At 72.0% G+C, this 18,150-nt stretch carries 12 protein-coding genes and 1 pseudogene; 6 read left to right on the plus strand and 7 right to left on the minus strand.

Annotated elements, in window-relative coordinates:
- A pseudogene (locus LE181_RS24200) lies at nucleotides 1-518 on the minus strand (hypothetical protein); the annotation flags it as partial.
- 162 nt (nucleotides 519-680) lie between these two features.
- On the opposite strand from LE181_RS24200, the gene gadC reads away from it, so the two are divergent.
- The 5 genes from gadC (at nucleotide 681) to LE181_RS24225 (ending at nucleotide 9,538) form a co-directional block, all read left to right on the plus strand.
- Nucleotides 681-2,162, plus strand: coding sequence for a glutamate/gamma-aminobutyrate antiporter GadC (gadC, locus tag LE181_RS24205; protein ID WP_225663599.1), 1,482 nt, complete (start codon nucleotides 681-683; stop codon nucleotides 2,160-2,162).
- Between the two features lie 46 nt (nucleotides 2,163-2,208).
- Nucleotides 2,209-3,081, plus strand: a complete 873-nt coding sequence (locus LE181_RS24210) for an alpha/beta fold hydrolase (protein WP_225663600.1) — start codon at nucleotides 2,209-2,211, stop codon at nucleotides 3,079-3,081.
- Between the two features lie 314 nt (nucleotides 3,082-3,395).
- Nucleotides 3,396-4,781 (plus strand): cytochrome P450, encoded by a 1,386-nt coding sequence (locus LE181_RS24215; RefSeq protein ID WP_225663601.1) that lies wholly within the window; start codon nucleotides 3,396-3,398, stop codon nucleotides 4,779-4,781.
- Nucleotides 4,782-5,052: 271 nt separating this feature from the next.
- On the plus strand, nucleotides 5,053-6,414 hold the full coding sequence (gene glnA2 / locus LE181_RS24220; protein WP_190111817.1) for a gamma-glutamylpolyamine synthetase GlnA2: 1,362 nt from the start codon (nucleotides 5,053-5,055) through the stop codon (nucleotides 6,412-6,414).
- A gap of 37 nt (nucleotides 6,415-6,451) precedes the next feature.
- Nucleotides 6,452-9,538 (plus strand): bifunctional [glutamine synthetase] adenylyltransferase/[glutamine synthetase]-adenylyl-L-tyrosine phosphorylase, encoded by a 3,087-nt coding sequence (locus LE181_RS24225; RefSeq protein WP_225663602.1) that lies wholly within the window; start codon nucleotides 6,452-6,454, stop codon nucleotides 9,536-9,538.
- Between the two features lie 15 nt (nucleotides 9,539-9,553).
- On the opposite strand, the gene LE181_RS24230 is transcribed toward LE181_RS24225, so the two are convergent.
- The 6 genes from LE181_RS24230 to LE181_RS24255 form a co-directional block, all read right to left on the minus strand.
- Complete coding sequence (locus LE181_RS24230; RefSeq protein WP_225663603.1) at nucleotides 9,554-10,414, minus strand: phosphatase PAP2 family protein; 861 nt, start codon at nucleotides 10,412-10,414, stop codon at nucleotides 9,554-9,556.
- 107 nt (nucleotides 10,415-10,521) lie between these two features.
- On the minus strand, nucleotides 10,522-11,547 hold the full coding sequence (locus LE181_RS24235; RefSeq protein WP_308103315.1) for a LacI family DNA-binding transcriptional regulator: 1,026 nt from the start codon (nucleotides 11,545-11,547) through the stop codon (nucleotides 10,522-10,524).
- A 25-nt stretch (nucleotides 11,548-11,572) separates the two neighbouring features.
- Nucleotides 11,573-13,213: a glycoside hydrolase family 13 protein gene (locus tag LE181_RS24240; protein WP_225663605.1), complete on the minus strand. Its 1,641-nt coding sequence runs from the start codon at nucleotides 13,211-13,213 to the stop codon at nucleotides 11,573-11,575.
- A gap of 79 nt (nucleotides 13,214-13,292) precedes the next feature.
- Nucleotides 13,293-14,147 carry a sugar ABC transporter permease gene (locus LE181_RS24245; protein ID WP_225663606.1) on the minus strand — a complete coding sequence of 285 codons (855 nt, stop codon included), beginning with the start codon at nucleotides 14,145-14,147 and terminating at the stop codon, nucleotides 13,293-13,295.
- On the minus strand, nucleotides 14,144-15,088 hold the full coding sequence (locus tag LE181_RS24250; protein WP_225663607.1) for a carbohydrate ABC transporter permease: 945 nt from the start codon (nucleotides 15,086-15,088) through the stop codon (nucleotides 14,144-14,146). The genes LE181_RS24245 and LE181_RS24250 overlap by 4 nt, the downstream gene beginning before the upstream one ends.
- A gap of 6 nt (nucleotides 15,089-15,094) precedes the next feature.
- Nucleotides 15,095-16,396, minus strand: coding sequence for an extracellular solute-binding protein (locus LE181_RS24255; protein WP_225663608.1), 1,302 nt, complete (start codon nucleotides 16,394-16,396; stop codon nucleotides 15,095-15,097).
- A 308-nt stretch (nucleotides 16,397-16,704) separates the two neighbouring features.
- Between LE181_RS24255 and LE181_RS24260 the strand changes: the two genes are divergently transcribed.
- Nucleotides 16,705-18,102, plus strand: a complete 1,398-nt coding sequence (locus tag LE181_RS24260) for an alpha-amylase (RefSeq protein WP_225663609.1) — start codon at nucleotides 16,705-16,707, stop codon at nucleotides 18,100-18,102.
- Nucleotides 18,103-18,150 lie beyond the last annotated feature (48 nt).

Genomic DNA, 18,150 nt, shown 5'->3' on the forward strand with positions numbered 1-18,150 from the left:
TGGGCCGGGGCGGGGCCTGGTACGTGGCCGGTGGCGTGGCCCGGTGCGTGACCCAGGGCGAGCCCCGGAGCGGGGCGCGGGGCATGGACCGGTGCGTGGCCGGCGAGGCCCGTGGCATACCCCGCGGCGTTGCCCGGAGCGCCGCCCGGTGCGTCATCCGGTGCGTGGCCGGCGTGGCGCCGGGCGTCAGCCGGGTCGTGGGCCGGGGCGGGGCCTGGTACGTGGCCGGCGTGGCCCGCGGCGTGGCGCCGGGCATCACCCGGGTCGTGGGCCAAGGCGCGGCCCGGTGGGTGGCCGGCGGCGCGGCCCGGTACGTGGTCCGGTACGTGGTCCGGAGCGTCGGCGGCGGCGACCCGGGGCGCGGTCGCGGCAGCCGCCCGGAGGGCCGGTGCGGAAGGGGCCGGACCCCCGTGATCGCGAGGGTGCCCGAGTGTGTGCATGGTCACGATCCCGAGCAGCAGCGCGGCGAACAGCAGGAGCCGGCCGCACCACGCGGCGGCGGCCGTTCGTCCTTGCACCGCCTGCCTCCCACGCCTCCGGATCTCTCCCGCACCTTACCCCCACGGGGTATCGCCCGACGAGAGGGCCCGGTGCGGACGGATGTGCACGAAGCGGCGTCAAGGCCCGATCATGGGGCGAAAACGCTCGACGACGCACGGCCCGAAGGACGCTCTCCCCCCATGACCACCACGGAACAGGTTCGGGACGAACGTCCCACCACCGTTGCCGCCGCGGACACCGCCGCCCCCGCACCGGGAACCGGGGCCCAGTTCATCTCGTGGGCGACGCTCGCGATGATGACGACCGCCTCGGTCGCGAACCTGCGCCCCTCGCCCTCGATGGCCATCTACGGACTGGCCGCCGTCTTCCTCTACCTGCTGCCCGCCGTGGTCTTCCTCCTGCCGACCGCCCTGGTCTCGGCGGAACTGGCCTCCGGCTGGCCCGGCGGCGTCCACCGGTGGGTGAGCGAGGGCCTGTCCAAGCCGCTGGGCTTCCTCGCCGTGTGGTGCCAGTTCGCCATGACGATCGCGTACTACCCGAGCCTGCTGGCCTACGTGGCGAGCACCTTCGCCTACGTCATCGACCCCTCGCTCGCCGACAACGGCCTCTACATCGCCGTCGTCATCGTCGTCATCTACTGGTCGGGCGTCCTGATCTCCTCGCGCGGCACCAAGGCGGTCGCCGGGCTCTCCAGCATGGGCCTGGTCATCGGCACCCTGATCCCGGGCGTCGTCCTCGTCGCCCTCGGCCTGGTCTTCCTGGCGCAGGGCAACCCCTCGGCCGCCCCCATGGACGGCGGCCACATCCTCCCGCCGTGGACGGGGCTGGCCAGCCTCGTGCTGATCGTGAACAACTTCCTGTCCTACGCCGGCATGGAGATGAACGGGGTGCACGTCTCCGCGCTGCGCGAGCCCGGCAAGCAGTACCCGCGCGCGATGTTCACCGCCACCGGCCTCGTCCTGCTGATCTTCATCCTGCCCGCGCTGGCCATCAGCTGGGTGATGCCGAGCGAGAACCTCAGCCTCACCGCGGGCGTGATGCAGGCGTTCCAGGGCTTCTTCGACCACTTCCACGTCGGCTGGCTGACCAAGGTCGTCGGCGTCCTGCTCGTCGCGGCCGCGCTCGGCGGCATGCTCACCTGGCTGGCCGGGCCGTCCAAGGGCCTGCTCATGGTCTCCCGGCAGGAGGGCTACCTGCCGCCCGTCCTGCAGAAGCTCAACAAGAACGGCGTGCCGCGGAACATCATGGTCGCGCAGGGCGTGCTGACCACCCTCATCGCGCTGCTCTACGCCTTCATCCCCGACGTCTCCAGCGCCTACTGGATCTTCTCGGTCGTCACCACGCAGATCTACCTCGTCGTCTACCTGCTGATGTTCGCCGCCGTCATCCGGCTGCGCGCCACCCGCCCCCACCAGCCGCGCGGCTTCCGCGTACCGGCCGTGCACCTGGTCGCGGGCATCGGCTTCGCCGCGTCCGTCGGCGCCATGTGCATCGGCTTCGTCCCGCCCGAGCAGTTCGGCGGCGGCCCCGTCTGGCGCTACGTCCTCACCGTCGGCGGCGGTCTGCTGGTCCTCGGCTTCCTCGCGCCGCTGGCCTTCCTGACGTTCCGCAAGCCGCACTGGGTGGCGGCCGAGCACCGCGGGAGCGGCACCGTCGAGTAGCTTGGCCGTGCCCTCCGGGTGAGGGACGGACCGAAGGGGGAGCTGCATGAGCGGTACGGAACGGCCACCGGGGCGGATGCTGCGGGTGGGCGGGGTGCCCCTGCACGTGGTGCGCGAGGGCACGGGCCCGGTGTGCGTGCTCAGCGCCGGGCTCGGCATGGGCTGGTTCGACTGGGAGCAGGTCGTCCCGCTGCTCGCCCCGTACCGCACGGTGGTCCGCTTCGACCGCCCCGGACTGGGGTTCAGCGCCCCGGCCGTCGAACCGCCCACCGCCGCCGCGGAGGCCGCCCGCATAGCGGGCGTCCTCGACGCCCTGGGCCTGCCCGGCCCCGCCACCGTCGTCGGGCACTCCCTCGCCGGGTTCCACGCCGAGGCGTTCGCCCGGCTGTACCCGGAGCGCACGGCCGGGCTCGTCCTGGTCGACGGCAGCGTGGAGGAGGACGCCCGCCCCGTCCCCGGCCGCGAGCTGCGCACCGCCGCCGCCCACGTGCGGGGCCTGGCCTTCGCCACGGCCGGGCTGCCGCGGGCCCTCGGCCCCGCCCTGCGCCGCTTCTCCGTCCGCTCCGCCTCCGTCAAGCGCCAGGACCCCGCCCCCGCGGAGCTGGTGCGCCGCACCTACGGCACCGGGCGCGTCATGCGGGCCATCCTCATGGAGAACACGCGCTACCGCGACGTGGCCGCCGAGCTGGAGGAGCTGCGCGCCCACCACGGCCTGCCGCCCGCCCCCGTCACCGTCCTCGCCGCCTCCCCGGGCACCGGCTCCTGTCCCGAGCGCCGCTGGCTGCAGCGCCAGCGCGCCCTGGCGAACCGGCTCGACGCCCGCTTCGAGGCCGTCGCCCCCGCCGGCCACCTGCTGATGTACGACCGCCCGCAGGCCGTCGCCGCCGCCGTCCTCGCCACCCCCTTCCTCCGCGGCTGAACCCGCGGCCCGGCCCGCGGGACCCGGACGGCGCAACCGCGCCGCCCGAGCTGGGCGGCTGCCGAGGTCCGCCGCGCAACGGGGTTCCTGTCTGTCCCGGCCGCCCCCGAAACCTGCCGGGCCCGAAAACGGGGGGCGCTTGCGTGCACGCCACATCTCTTGTCGTGTGCAGGGCGGAGTCGATGCGTCACGCCGATTCCGTGCGCCCCGCAGTGGGGATTGCCTGCACAGGGCTGTTGCGGGTGTTGTGGAAAGCGGACACCGGCAATCGGCACACATCGGCGCCTTTGCCGAACGAAGCATATGGAGGGGGCATGTCGTACGTAGCTTTAGCCACGTCCGCGTTCACCGCTGGCGTCGCGCCGTCACCACTTCCGGTGCTCGGCCACGGTGGGCAGTTGCTGCGCGAGCCGCTCGGCTTCCTGCAGTCCTTGCGGACCCACGGCGACCTGGTGCAGATCAGGCTGGGTCCCCAGCGGGCGTACGTGGTCTGCCATCCCGAACTCGCCCTGCAGGTGCTGAAGGACGACCGCACCTTCGACAAGGGCGGCCCGCTCTTCGACCGGCTGCGGGACATCCTGGGCAACGGCCTGGGGACGTGCCCGCACCGGGACCACCGCCGGCAGCGCCGGCTGATCCAGCCGGCCTTCCACCGCGCCCGGCTGGAGCGCTACGGCGCCTCGATGGAGGAAGAACTGGCCCGTCTCCTCGGGGGCTGGCACAGCGGCGACGTGTTGGATGTCTTTCCTGTGATGTACAGCTTCACCTTGCGCTCCGTGCTCCGCACCCTGTTCTCCGCACACATCGACGGCACGACGGCGGCCGGGATCCAGCGCTCGTTCGAGACCGTGCTGGGCGGGGTGATGCAGCGGATGTTCGTCCCCGAGCCGCTGCTGCGGCTCCCCACCCCCGGCAACCGCCGTTACCAGCAGTGCCGCCGCCACCTCTTCGACAGCGTCGACCGCATCATCGCCGACTACCGCGCCGAGCAGGGCCCGGCCGGGGACGACTCCGGCGACCTGCTGTCGGCGCTGCTGGCCACCGGTGCGGACGGTGCCGCGGGCCCGGACGACCGGGAGATCCGCGACCAGGTCATCTCCATGATGATGGCGGGTTCCGAGAGCCTGGGCGCCACCCTGGCCTGGGCCCTGCACCAGCTGACCCGGGACCCGGTCTCCGAACGCCGGCTCCACGAGGAGGTGGACGCCGTGCTCGGCGGCCGCCCCGCCCGCTGGCCGGACCTGCCCCACCTGCCTTTCACCGGCCGCCTGCTCACCGAGACCATGCGCCTGCACCCGCCCGGCTGGCTGTTCACCAGGATCACCCGCAAGGAGGTGGAGCTGGCCGGGCTCCGCCTGCCGCCCGGCAGCACCGTCGTCATCACCCCGGTCGGCATGCACCGCGACCCGGACCTCTACGAGCGGCCCGAGGTCTTCGACCCCGACCGCTGGCTGCCCGAGCGCGCCGCCGCCCTGCCCCGCGGGGCCTTCCTGGCCTGGGGCGGCGGGCCGCGCAAGTGCATAGGCGACACCTTCGCCATGGCGGAGGGCACCCTCGCCCTGGCCACGATCGCCTCCCGGTGGCGGCTGCGGCCCGCCCCCGGCAACGACCCCCGTCCCGCCCGGCTGACCACCGTCCTGCACCCCAGGAGGCTCCGGCTGACCCTGACCGCCCGCCCCGTGCCCGCCACGGCCCCCTAGGCCGCCCGCGACCGGCCGGCCCCGCCCGCACACCGGGCCGGGGCCGGTCGACCAAGATCCGGCCGGTGTTCCACAATGGAGTGCACGGGGCACGGGCCCGGCGGCAGGATGGGCCCGGGACGGAAGGACCGGACGAAGGGCTGCACACGTGACGGAAGGCGTTCGGACCCGTGTACGCAACGCCGCCGACATCGTGTGGTGGGATGCTCTGGTGCCCCCGATGTGGCCCGCTGCTTGGGAGCGGACGGCCTGACCAGCGAGGATGACAGTTATGGATAAGCAGCAGGAGTTCGTGCTCCGTACGCTCGAAGAGCGCGACATCCGCTTCGTGCGGCTGTGGTTCACCGATGTGCTCGGCTACCTCAAGTCGGTCGCCGTCGCCCCCGCCGAGCTTGAGCAGGCGTTCGACGAGGGCATCGGCTTCGACGGCTCCGCGATCGAGGGCTTCGCCCGGGTCTACGAGTCCGACATGATCGCCAAGCCGGATCCGGGCACCTTCCAGATCCTGCCCTGGCGCGCCGAGGCCCCCGGCACCGCCCGGATGTTCTGCGACATCCTCATGCCGGACGGCTCCCCCTCCTACGCCGACCCGCGCTACGTCCTCAAGCGCATCCTGGCCAAGACCTCCGACCTCGGGTTCACCTTCTACACCCACCCCGAGATCGAGTTCTTCCTGCTCAAGGACAAGCCCGTCGACGGCACCCGCCCGGTGCCCGCCGACTCCTCCGGCTACTTCGACCACACCCCGCAGAACGTGGGCATGGACTTCCGCCGCCAGGCCATCACCATGCTCGAATCCATGGGCATCTCGGTCGAGTTCAGCCACCACGAGGGCGCCCCCGGCCAGCAGGAGATCGACCTGCGCTACGCCGACGCGCTCTCCACCGCCGACAACATCATGACCTTCCGCCTCGTGATGAAGCAGGTCGCGCTGGAGCAGGGCGTGCAGGCCACGTTCATGCCCAAGCCGTTCTCCGAGTACCCCGGCTCCGGCATGCACACCCACCTCTCCCTCTTCGAGGGCGACCGCAACGCCTTCCACGAGTCCGGCGCCGAGTACCAGCTCTCCAAGGTCGGCAAGTCCTTCATCGCCGGCCTGCTGAAGCACGCCGGCGAGATCTCCGCCGTCACCAACCAGTGGGTCAACTCCTACAAGCGCATCTGGGGCGGCTCCCAGCGCACCGCCGGCGCCGGCGGCGAGGCCCCCTCGTACATCTGCTGGGGCCACAACAACCGCTCCGCGCTCATCCGCGTCCCCATGTACAAGCCCGGCAAGACCGGCTCCACCCGCGTCGAGGTCCGCTCCATCGACTCCGGCGCCAACCCCTACCTGACCTACGCCGTCCTGCTCGCCGCCGGACTGAAGGGCATCGAGGAGGGGTACGAGCTCCCCGCCGGCGCCGACGACGACGTCTGGGCGCTGTCCGACGCCGAGCGCCGGGCCATGGGCATCGAGCCGCTGCCGCAGAACCTCGGCGAGGCCATCGAGCTCATGGAGCGCAGCGAGCTGGTCGCCGAGACCCTCGGCGAGCACGTCTTCGACTTCTTCCTGCGCAACAAGAAGCAGGAGTGGGAGGAGTACCGATCGGAAGTCACCGCCTTCGAGCTCCGCAAGATGCTGCCGGTGCTCTGACGGCGACCGCGTACCGATCCACGGCGAGAGGCCAGCGATGACCGTGCCCGACGGGCGGCGCAGCAGCACCTACACCCGGCTGCTCCGGTACGGCTTCACCGACGCGGCGGCGGCCGAGCGGTCGCTGGAGAGCCCGGGGCTCGCGTCCGTACGGGCCGATCCGGTGCTCCTCGACGCGCTCGGCGCCACGGCCGACCCCGACCTCGCCCTGCGCGGCCTCGTCCGCCTGGCCGAGTCCGCCGGGGAGGACGAGCGGCGGGCGCTGCTGGACACCCTGGTCACCGCCAAGCCGCTGCGCGACCGGCTGCTGGGCGTGCTGGGCGCCTCCGAGGCGCTGGGCGACCACCTCGCCCGGCACCCGGGCGACTGGCACGCCCTGGACAGCTTCGACTCCGCCGACCTGCACCCCGGCACCCGGGAGTTCGAGAGGTCCCTCGCCGAGGGCGCCCGGGCCGGCCGCGACGCCGGCCTGACCCCCGCCGACGCCCTGCGCGCCGCCTACCGCCGCTGCCTGCTGGCCATAGCGGCCCGCGACGTCAGCGGCACCATCGACGTCGCCGAGGCGGCCGCCGAGCTCGCCGACCTGGCCACCGCCACGCTCCGCGCGGCCCTGGCGATCGCCGCCGAGGAGCAGCCGGCGGACGCCGCCGCCTGCCGCCTCGCCGTCATCGGCATGGGCAAGTGCGGCGGCCAGGAGCTCAATTACGTCTCCGACGTCGACGTCATCTTCGTCGCCGAGGCCCGGGACGGCGCGCCCGAGGGCCCCGCGCTGCAGGCCGCGTCCCGGCTCGCCTCCCGCATGATGCGCGTCTGCTCCGACGTCACCGCCGAGGGCACCATCTGGCCCGTCGACGCCAACCTCCGCCCGGAGGGCCGCAACGGCCCCCTGGTGCGCACCCTGACCAGCCACCTCGCCTACTACCAGCGCTGGGCCAAGACCTGGGAGTTCCAGGCCCTCCTCAAGGCCCGGCCCGTCGCCGGCGACCTCGCCCTCGCCCAGGACTACGTCGACGCCGTCTCCCCCCTGGTCTGGCAGGCCGCCGAGCGCGAGAACTTCGTCGCCGACGTCCAGCAGATGCGCCGCCGCGTCATCGCCTCCATCCCCGCCACCCAGATCGACCGCGAGCTCAAGCTGGGCCCCGGCGGCCTGCGCGACGTGGAATTCGCCGTCCAGCTCCTGCAGTTGGTGCACGGCCGCAGCGACGCCACCCTCCGCGTCGGCGGCACCCTCGACGCGCTGGCCGCCCTCGCCGCCGGCGGCTACGTCGGCCGCGCCGACGCCAAGGCCCTCGACGCCGCCTACCGCTTCCTGCGCGCCATGGAGCACCACATCCAGCTCCACCGGCTGCGCCGCACCCACCTCGTGCCCGAGAGCGAGGCCGACCTGCGCCGCCTGGGCCGCTCGCTGGCCCGCACCTACCAGTGGCCCGGCGGCAAGGAGCCCGTCGCCGAGCTCGGCCGACAGTGGAAGCTGCACGCCCGCGAGGTGCGGCGGCTGCACGAGAAGCTCTTCTACCGCCCGCTGCTGGACGCCGTCGCCCAGCTGGAGCCCGGCGAGATCCGGCTCAGCCCCAAGGCCGCCGGCCAGCGCCTGAAGGCCCTCGGCTACGCCGACCCAGCCGCCGCCCTGCGCCACCTGGAGGCCCTGGCCTCCGGGGTCACCCGCAAGGCCGCCATCCAGCGCACCCTGCTGCCGGTCCTGCTCGGCTGGTTCGCCGACTCCGCCGACCCCGACGCCGGACTGCTCAACTTCCACAAGGTCTCCGACGCGCTCGGCAGGACCCCCTGGTACCTGCGGCTGCTGCGCGACGAGGGCGCCGCCGCCGAGAACCTCGCCCGCGTGCTGTCCGCCGGCCGCCTCGCCCCCGACCTGCTGCTGCGCGCCCCCGAGGCCGTCGCCCTGCTCGGCGACCCCGGGGGCCTGCGCCCGCGCGGCCGCGAGGCCCTCGAACAGGAGGTGATGGCCGCCGTCGGCCGCGCCGAGGACGCCGAGGCGGCCATCGTCGCCGTGCGCGGCGTGCGCCGCCGCGAGCTGTTCCGCACCGCCGCGGCCGACATCATCGGCGCCTACGGGCACGCCCGCAACGGCGCCCACGCGGTCGGCGAGCGCGGCACCGGCTCCCGCGGCCACGCCGAGACCGCCGGCAGCGACCCGGGCGAGCGCATCCGCACCGTCGGCGACGCCGTCTCCGACCTCAACGCCGCCGCCGTCGCCGGCGCCCTGCGCGCGGCCGTGCGGGCCGAGTGGGGCGACACCCTGCCCACCCGCTTCGCGGTCATCGGCATGGGCCGCTTCGGCGGCCACGAGCAGGGCTACGGCTCCGACGCCGACGTCCTGTTCGTCCACGAGCCGCGCGAGGGCGTCACCGACGAGGACGCGGCCAAGGCCGCCTTCGCCGTCGCCGGCGAGATGCGCCGCCTGCTCCAGCTGCCCACCACCGACCCGCCGCTGCTCGTCGACGCCGGCCTGCGGCCCGAGGGCAAGTCCGGGCCCATCGTGCGCAGCCTGGCGTCCTACGCCGCCTACTACCGGCGCTGGTCGCTGGTGTGGGAGAGCCAGGCCCTGCTGCGCGCCGAGCCCGTCGCGGGCGACGCGGACCTGGGCCGCCGGTTCGTCGAGCTGATCGACCCGCTGCGCTACCCCGCCGAGGGCCTCGGCGAGGACGCGGTGCGCGAGATCCGCCGCCTCAAGGCCCGCATGGAGTCCGAGCGGCTGCCGCGCGGCGCCGATCCCACCACCCACACCAAGCTGGGCCGCGGCGGTCTGTCGGACGTCGAATGGACCGTCCAGCTGCTGCAGATGCAGCACGGCTGGGCCGAACCGGGCCTGCGCACGACCCGCACCCGCGAAGCGCTCGCCGCCGCCTGCGCGGCGGAGCTGATCTCCGCCGAGGACGCCCGCATCCTGGACGAGGCGTGGGTCCTGGCGACCGGCGTGCGCAACGCCGTGATGCTCGTCCGCGGCCGGGCCCAGGACACCTTCCCGGGCGACCCCCGCGAGCTGGCCGCCGTCGGCCGCTACCTCGGCTACGGTCCGGGCCACGTCGGGGAGATGCTCGACGACTACCGCCGCACCACGCGGCGGGCCCGGGCCGTGGTCGAGACGCTGTTCTACGGCGCCTGACCGACGGGAGCCGTCTCAAGCATCGCGCGAAGCGCCCGCGACCGCCACATGGCGGGCCAGCCGGTACGGGAACGCCCCGAACCAGGCGTACGACAGCACGAAGCCGAAGCCCAGGCACAGCACGCCGCCCACCGCGTCCAGCCAGAAGTGGTTGGCGGTCGACACGATCACCACCAGCGTCACCACCGGGTACAGCGCTCCCAGCGCCTTCGCCCACACCGGCCGCGCCAGCATGGCGATGGTCAGCCCGCACCACGTCGACCAGCCGATGTGCATCGACGGCATCGCCGCGTACTGGTTCGACACGTTGGCCAGATTGCCCGAGGCCATCGACCCCCACGTGTGGTGCACCACGACCGTGTCGACGAAGCCGGGGCCGCCCATCAGCCGTGGTGGCGCCAAGGGATACAGGTAGTAACCGAGCAGGGCCACGCCCGTGGTGGCGAACAACGCCAGCCGGGCGGCGGCGTACCGCCCCGGATGCCAGCAGTAGAGCCAGACCAGCACCCCGATGGTCAACACGAAATGCAGCGTGGCGTAGTAGTAGTTCATACCTACGACCAGCCACGTCACCGAATTGACGGCCTTGTTGACGGTGTGCTCCACCGCGATGTGCAGGGTGCGCTCCGCCTGCCAGATCCAGTCGGCGTTGCGCAGCGCCGCCGTTCTCTGCTCGGGCACCGCGTTGCGGACGAGGGAGTACGTCCAGTAACTGACCGCGATCAGCAGCACCTCGAACCACAGACGAGGCCGCCGCACCACGCGGCGCGGAGCGCGCGCGGAACGGTGGTCCGCCGACGGCGCTCCCGCACGCTCCTCGGTGGGTGGCGGAGCGGCCGTACGGCTTACCAGGGTCCTTGCTGTCGCTTCACCCATAGGGAAAGAGTCTGCCAGAAAGCGCACGACGGCAGATCATCCGAAGGTCTGGTCCTCGCCGTCTTTCGGCCCGGTGTGCCCACCGCCGGGAAGACTTCCGGACGACCTCAGGTACGCACCCCGGGAGCGGACGCCGTCGACCCGCGGACCACCAGTTCCGGAAGGAAGACGAACTCGCTGTGGGGCGCGGGGGTGCCGCCGATCTCCTCCAGCAGCGCCCCCACCGCCGCCTGCCCCATCGCCTGCACGGGCTGGCGGATCGTCGTCAGCGGCGGGTCGGTGAACGCGATGAGCGGCGAGTCGTCGAAGCCCACCACCGAGACGTCGCGCGGGACTTCGAGGCCCTTCTGACGGGCCGCCCGGATCACTCCGAGCGCCATCATGTCGCTCGCGCACACCACCGCCGTGCACCCCCGGTCGATGAGCGCGGAGGCCGCCGCCTGACCACCCTCAAGGGTGAACAGCGAATGCTGTATCAGCTGCTCCGCCTCGTCCTTCCCGACGCCGAGCTGCTCCTGCATGCCCAGCAGGAAGCCCTCGATCTTCCGCTGCACGGGAACGTACCGCCGGGGCCCGAGAGCCAGTCCGATGCGCCGGTGCCCCAGTGCGGCCAAATGGGTGACGGCCAGCCCCATGGCCGCCCGGTCGTCGGGGGAGACGAAGGGGGCCCGCACCCGGGAGGAGAAGCCGTTGATCAGCACGAACGGCACGCCCTGGGCCCGCAGCCGCTCGTAGCGCTGCATGTCGGCCGAGGTGTCCGCGTGCAGACCGGAGACGAAGAGGATGCCGGAGACCCCGCGGTCGACCAGCATCTCGGTCAGCTCGTCCTCGGTGGAACCGCCCGGGGTCTGCGTGGCGAGGACGGGCGTGTAGCCCTGGCGCGTGAGCGCCTGTCCGATCACCTGGGCGAAGGCCGGAAAAATGGGGTTGTCCAGCTCGGGGGTGATCAGCCCGACCAGGCCCGCGCTGCGCTGCCGCAGCCGGACCGGTCGTTCGTAGCCCAGGACGTCGAGCGCGGCCAGCACGGACTGGCGGGTGGTGGCGGCGACCCCCGGCTTTCCGTTGAGGACGCGGCTGACGGTTGCTTCGCTGACACCCGCCTGGGCTGCGATATCGGCTAGCCGGGCGGTCACAGGAGGTGACTGTACCGGTCGCATCTCAGACTGCCCACCACACGCATGTATCCGAAGGAATCCGGACGGTTCCGCCTGCGAATTCCAGGGCCGCGTGGGAGAGGACCGGACGCCCCGGCACGGGCAGCGCCACCTCGGCACCGAGCGTGTTGAGCGTGCACACGAAGCCCGGCCGGGAGAAGGCCAGGACACCCTCCGGCACGTCGTCCAGCCACACCATCTCCCCGTCGCCCAGCCCCGGGAGCTCGCCGCGCAGCGCCAGCGCCGAGCGGTACAGCTCCAGCGTCGAACGCGGGTCGCCGGACTGCGCCTCCACCGACAGCTCCCGCCACCGCTCGGGCTGCGGCAGCCAGCTGCCGCCCGGCCCGAAGCCGTACGGGGCCGCCTCGCCCGACCACGGCAGCGGCACCCGGCAGCCGTCGCGGGTGCCGTCCTGCCCGTCGCCGCGGAAGAACGCCGGGTCCTGGCGCACCTCGTCCGGCAGGTCCACGACCTCCGGCAGCCCCAGCTCCTCGCCCTGGTAGACGTAGGCCGAGCCGGGCAGCGCCAGCATCAGCAGCGCCGCCGCCCGGGCCCGGCGCAGGCCGAGCTCCTCGTCCCCCGCGCCGTAGCGGGTCGCGTGCCGCACCACGTCGTGGTTGGACAGCACCCAGGTCGTCGGCGCCCCGACCGAGCGGGTGGCGGCCAGCGACTCGTCGATGACCTCCCGCATCGCCGTCGCACCCCAGTCGCAGGTCAGGAACTGGAAGTTGAACGCCTGGTGCAGCTCGTCCGGACGCACGTACAGCGCGAGCCGCTCGGACGTCGGCGCCCACGCCTCCGCCACGCCGATCCGCTGCCCCTCGTAGGAGTCCAGCAGCTGCCGCCAGGCGCGGTGGATCTCGTGCACCCCGTCCTGGTCGAAGAACGGCAGCACCTGCGCGCCGATCAGCTTGGCCTGCTCGCTCAGACCGATGTCCGGCAGCCCGGCGGCCTTGACCATGCCGTGCGCCACGTCGATCCGGAAGCCGTCCACGCCCAGGTCCAGCCAGAACCGCAGCACGGAGTCGAACTCCGCCCGCACCTCGGCGTTCTCCCAGTTGAGGTCCGGCTGCTCGGGCGCGAACAGGTGCAGGTACCACTCGCCGGGCTCGCCGTCCGGGCCCGTCGTACGGGTCCAGGCGGGACCGCCGAAGACGGACTCCCAGTCGTTCGGCGGCAGTTGCCCGTGCTCGCCCTTGCCGGGACGGAAGTGGTAGCGCTCGCGGGCCGTCCCCCCCGGACGGTCCGCGAGCGCGGCACGGAACCAGGCATGCTGGTCGGAGGTGTGGTTGGGCACGATGTCCACGATCACCCGCAGACCCAGCCGGTGCGCCTCGCGCACCAGGTCGTCCGCATCCGACAGCTGCCCGAACAGCGGGTCCACCGCCCGGTAGTCCGCGACGTCGTAGCCGCCGTCCGCCTGCGGCGAGGCGTAGAACGGCGTCAGCCACAGCGCGTCCACGCCCAGCCCCGCCAGGTACGGCAGCCGCTCGCGGATCCCGCGCAGGTCCCCGATGCCGTCCCCGTCGCTGTCGGCGAACGAGCGCACGTACACCTGGTAGATGACGGCGCTGCGCCACCAGCCGTCCGTGTGCGCGCGGGCGTCGGCGGCCGGACGGACGGTGGGCGCGAGATCCTGGGTCATGTACTTCCTATCGGCTCGTGGTCTCAAAGGGACTCGGGGCGGTGCGTGTGAACGGCTCAACGACGCCGGCGGCGCAAGGTCAGCCCTTGGTGCCGCCCGCGGTCAGCCCGGCGACCAGGTGGCGCTGGGCGAGGAAGAAGACGAGGCCGGCCGGGACGGTGATGAGCACGGCGGCCGCCGTCATCAGCCCCCACTCGGCCTTCTGCTGGCCCACGAAGGTCTGCAGGCCCACGGCCAGCGTGTAGTGGTCCTCGCTGCTCATGAACTGGCTGGCGAAGGCGACCTCGCCCCAGGCCGTGATGAAGGAGTAGAAGCCCGTGACGGCCAGCCCGGGCCGGGCCAGCGGCACGATCAGCCGCCAGAACGTGCCGAACGGCGTCAGCCCGTCCACCCGGCCCGCCTCGTCGATCTCGGCCGGGATGGAGTCGAAGTAGCCCTTGAGCATCCAGGCGCAGAACGGCACCGACACCGAGCAGTAGGTGAGGATGAGGCCCGTGTAGGAGTCGAGCAGCTCCAGCCGGCCGAGGATGTTGTACAGCGGCACGATCAGCACCGCCATGGGGAACATCTGGACCACCAGGAAGGTCCACATCAGTGGCCGGTGCCCGGGGAAGCGCATCCGCGACACGGCGTAGCCGGCGGTCGCCGCGATGAGCACGCCCAGCACGGTCGCGCCCAGCGCCACGATCACGGAGTTGCCGAACCAGGTCAGGAACTTCGTCTCGCCCAGGATGTGCGTGTAGTTGGAGAAGTCGAACCCGACGAAGCGGGTGGGCTCCTGCCAGCCGTCCCGCCCGCGCAGCGAGACGAAGACGATGAACAGGACGGGGAAGAGGGAGATCGCGGAGGCGCAGATCAGCGCCGTGTGCAGGGCGACGGAGGCCCCGCGCGAGCGCTGTCCGCGCTCGCGCGGCTTGACGGCGGTGGAGCTCATCGCGGCGTGGCCTCCTGTCGGGTGAGCATCCGGCGGTAGAAGACGGCGAAGACCAGCAGCAGCGAGAGGATGAGGATGCCGTACGTCGCGGAGCCCGCGTAGTCGCGCACGCCCTGGAAGGCGAGCCGGTAGGAGTACGTCACCAGGATCTCGCTCTCCGAGCTCGCCCCCTGCCCGATCAGCAGGTAGATGACCTGGAACATGTTGAACGTCCAGATGGTGCCCAGCAGGATCACCGTCCCGCTCACGGGCCGCAGCCCCGGCAGCGTCACGTGCCGGAACCGCTGCCACGGCGAGGCCCCGTCCATCTCGGCGGCCTCGTGCAGCTCGCCCGGGATCGACTGCAGGCCGCCGAGGATGGCGACCATCATGAACGGCACGCCGAGCCAGACGTTCACGGCGACCGCCGACACCTTCTGCAGCGTGCTGTCACCGAGCCAGTCCACGGGGTCCAGCCCCAGTCCGGTCAGGAAAGCGTTGAGCACGCCGTACTTCTCGTTGAACATCAGCCGCCAGGAGAACGTGGCGACGAAGGCCGGCACCGCCCACGGCAGGATCAGCAGCACCCGGTACAGGGCCCTGAACCGGACCTGGCGGTTGAGCAGCAGCGCCAGGCCCAGGCCGATGGTGTAGTGCAGGACGACACAGGACGCGGTCCACAGGACGGTCCAGGTCAGCCTGGAGTAGAAGTGCCCCTCCTGGCCGGAGAGCACCTTCCAGTAATTGTCGAGCCCCACGAACTGGTAGGTGGCCTCGATGTGGTTGACGCCGATCGTGCGGCCGACGTTGGCCTCGTTGGCGTCCGTGAAGGAGAGGTAGATGCCCCTCCCCAGCGGATAGCCGACGAGGACGGCCAGCACGATGACGACCGGCAGCACCATGGCCCACGCATACCAGTGGGTTCCGAAGGAGCGCCTGACCCGGGTGACGACTGTGGACATGAGGGTCTACTCCTCGATGCCGTAGTCCTTGAGGAGCGCGGACTGCCATGCCTTGGCCGTGGCGTCCATGCCCTCCTTCGGCTCCTCCTTCAGCGTGAGGATCTTGGTGTAGTGCTGCAGCCAGTCGGTGAAGAGGTCACCGCCCTGCGGGATCGGCGGCCGCGGGTGGGCCTTGTCCAGCGCGTTGTGGAAGGCGCTGCGCACCGGGTCGTCCAGCACCGTCTTGGTGTAGGCCGACTTGCGGGTGGGCAGCACGCCGATGGCGTTGGAGACGTTCTCCTGCTGCGCGGCCTCGGTCATGAACCGCGTGAAGAGGTACGAGGCGTCGAAGTTCTTCGAGCCCGCGTAGACCACCAGGTTGTGGCCGCCGACCGGGGCGCCCGCGGTGCCGGTGGAGCCGGCCGGAACGGGCGCGATACCCAGGTTCTCGCGGGACTTGTACGCGTCGCCGCCGAAGATCTCCTTGGTCGCCCAGGGACCGTCGATCAGCATCGCCAGCTTGCCGTTCTTGAAGTCCGTCTTGAGGACGTTGTAGCCGTCCGTACCGGCGGGCTTGGGCGCGGCACCGGACTTCACCAGGTCCACGGCCGTCTCGATGCCCTTGCGCGAGGCGGCGTTGGAGACGGTGATCTTCTTCTTGCCGGCGTCGACCAGGTCGCTCTTCTCGCCGTAGAGGAAGGGCAGCGAGTAGTAGCTGTCGGGGCTGAGGCCGATGCCCTCGGCGCCCGTCTTGTCCTTGATCTTCGCGGCGGCGTCCTTGACCTCCTGCCAGTTGGCCGGGGCCTTGTCGACGCCGGCCTTCTGGAACAGCTCCTTGTTGTAGAGGAGCCCGAGGGTGTCGGTGACCTGCGGGACGCCGTACGTCTTGCCCTGGTACGCCGCGTTCTTCAGCGGGCCCTCCAGGAAGTCCTCGCTCTTGTCGAGCGCCGGGGTGCCGGTGAGGTCCTTGAGGTAGCCCAGCTGGGCGAAGCCCGGGGTCCAGCCCACGTCGGAGCGGAGCACGTCCGGGGCGCCCTTGCCGGTCGAGGCGGCGGTCTTGAACTTCTGCTGGGCCTGGTCGAACGGCACGTTGACGTACTCGACCTTGATCTTGGGGTACTTCGCCTCGAAGGCCGCGACCAGCTTCTTGAACGCGGGGGCCTCGTTGGTGGCGTCCGAGGTGTCCCACCAGGTGATGGTCCCGCTCACACTGCCCGGGTCCTGCGCGGCCTTGGAGCCGTCGCTCCCGCTGTCGCTGCCACCGCCGCAAGCGGTCGCGGTCAGGGCCAGCACGCCGACGACGGCGGCGACCGATATGCCTCTTCGCATATGGACTCCTCGTTCAGGAGGCCGCCTGGGAGGGGACGGGGCGGCCCGAGCTGAGGAGGAAGCTAACAGGCTGAAATCTCTTGCGAAAGACCTTGCAAGAACGGAATTGCAAGATTTCGGGGTTGTAACCATCCCGTGTCCCAAGGGTTGACCGGTGAAGGCGGGGCTCGTACGGTCTCGACCGGCAAGCGCTTGCTGCCGTGCGGGCAAGCTTGCAGCAAGAAGCTTCCAAGCCTCAGGGGCCTTACGGGGGCGGCGCGTTGCCGCGCAGGCTGCACCGGCATCCTTCCCCCACACCTGGAGGCGCCATGGCCCCCACCGCCATGTCCCGCATCGCCCGAAGAGCCCTGACCGTCGCCTTTGCCCTCGTGGCCGGCGCGACCCTCCCCACGCCCCCCGCGCAGGCCGCGGCCCCCGGCACCAAGGACGTCACCGCGGTCCTCTTCGAGTGGCGGTACGACTCCGTGGCCACCGAGTGCCGCACCGCCCTCGGCCCCGCCGGCTACGGCTACGTCCAGGTCTCCCCGCCGCAGGAGCACATCCAGGGCCCGCAGTGGTGGACCTCCTACCAGCCCGTCGGCTACCGCATCGCCGGCCGGCTCGGCGACCGAGCCGCCTTCTCCGCCATGGTCGGCGCCTGCCACGCCGCCGGGGTGAAGGTCGTCGTCGACACCGTCATCAACCACATGTCGGCCGGCCAGGGCACCGGCACCGGCGGAACGCCGTATACGAAGTACGGCTACCCCGGCCTCTACCAGGACGCCGACTTCCACCGCTGCCGCACGCCCATCACCGACTACACCAGCCGCAACGACGTCCAGAACTGCGAGCTCGTCCAGCTCGCCGACCTCGACACCGGCAGCGACCGGGTCCGCACCGCCATCGCCCGCTACCTCGACGACCTGCTGGCCCTCGGCGTCGACGGCTTCCGCATCGACGCCGCCAAGCACATCGCCACCGAGGACCTCGCCGCCGTCAAGGCCAAGCTGAGCAAGCCGGACGTCCACTGGAAGCAGGAGACCATCCACGGCGCCGGCGAAGCCGTACAGCCGCAGGAATACCTCGGCAACGGCGACGTCCAGGAGTTCCGCTACGCGCGCGACCTCAAGCGCGTCTTCCGGAGCGAGCGGCTGGCGTACCTGAAGAACTACGGCGAGGGCTGGGGCTACCTGCCCGGCGACCGGGCGTCCGTCTTCGTCGACAACCACGACACCGAACGCGGCGGCGACACCCTCAGCTACAAGGACGGCGCCTCCTACACCCTCGCCAACGTCTTCATGCTCGCCTGGCCCTACGGCTCCCCGGACGTCCACTCCGGCTACGAATTCACCGACCGCGACGCGGGCCCGCCGAGCGGGGGAGCGGTGCGTGCCTGCTGGCAGGAGGGCTGGAAGTGCCAGCACCGGTGGCCCGAGATCAAGGCCATGGTGGGCTTCCGCAATGCCGTGCGGGGCACGGCGGTGACGGACTGGTGGGACAACGGCTACCAGGCCGTCGCCTTCGGGCGCGGCGACAAGGGCTACGTGGTCCTCAACCACGAGGGCTTCGCACTGAGCCGGGCCTTCCAGACGTCGCTGCCGGGCGGCGACTACTGCGACGTGCAGTCGGGCCGCCGCGTGACGGTCGACGCGACGGGCCGCTTCACGGCGACGGTGGCCCCGGACACGGCCCTGGCCCTGCACGCGGGCGCGCGTGCGTGCACCTGACCGCTGATCTTCCCCCGACCCCGCCCTTTCCCGTAACCACCGGACGGG

This window comes from Streptomyces sichuanensis (assembly GCF_020328095.1).
Taxonomy (GTDB): Bacteria; Actinomycetota; Actinomycetes; order Streptomycetales; family Streptomycetaceae; genus Streptomyces; species Streptomyces cinnamoneus.

What these genes read in the sequence shown, in the direction of transcription:
- gadC (WP_225663599.1), top strand. Translation starts at nt 681, where the DNA reads ATGACCACCACGGAACAGGTTCGGGACGAACGTCCCACCACCGTTGCC.
- LE181_RS24210 (WP_225663600.1), top strand. Translation starts at nt 2,209, where the DNA reads ATGAGCGGTACGGAACGGCCACCGGGGCGGATGCTGCGGGTGGGCGGG.
- LE181_RS24215 (WP_225663601.1), top strand. Translation starts at nt 3,396, where the DNA reads ATGTCGTACGTAGCTTTAGCCACGTCCGCGTTCACCGCTGGCGTCGCG.
- glnA2 (WP_190111817.1), top strand. Translation starts at nt 5,053, where the DNA reads ATGGATAAGCAGCAGGAGTTCGTGCTCCGTACGCTCGAAGAGCGCGAC.
- LE181_RS24225 (WP_225663602.1), top strand. Translation starts at nt 6,452, where the DNA reads ATGACCGTGCCCGACGGGCGGCGCAGCAGCACCTACACCCGGCTGCTC.
- LE181_RS24230 (WP_225663603.1), bottom strand. Translation starts at nt 10,414, where the DNA reads ATGGGTGAAGCGACAGCAAGGACCCTGGTAAGCCGTACGGCCGCTCCG.
- LE181_RS24240 (WP_225663605.1), bottom strand. Translation starts at nt 13,213, where the DNA reads ATGACCCAGGATCTCGCGCCCACCGTCCGTCCGGCCGCCGACGCCCGC.
- LE181_RS24245 (WP_225663606.1), bottom strand. Translation starts at nt 14,147, where the DNA reads ATGAGCTCCACCGCCGTCAAGCCGCGCGAGCGCGGACAGCGCTCGCGC.
- LE181_RS24250 (WP_225663607.1), bottom strand. Translation starts at nt 15,088, where the DNA reads ATGTCCACAGTCGTCACCCGGGTCAGGCGCTCCTTCGGAACCCACTGG.
- LE181_RS24255 (WP_225663608.1), bottom strand. Translation starts at nt 16,396, where the DNA reads ATGCGAAGAGGCATATCGGTCGCCGCCGTCGTCGGCGTGCTGGCCCTG.
- LE181_RS24260 (WP_225663609.1), top strand. Translation starts at nt 16,705, where the DNA reads ATGGCCCCCACCGCCATGTCCCGCATCGCCCGAAGAGCCCTGACCGTC.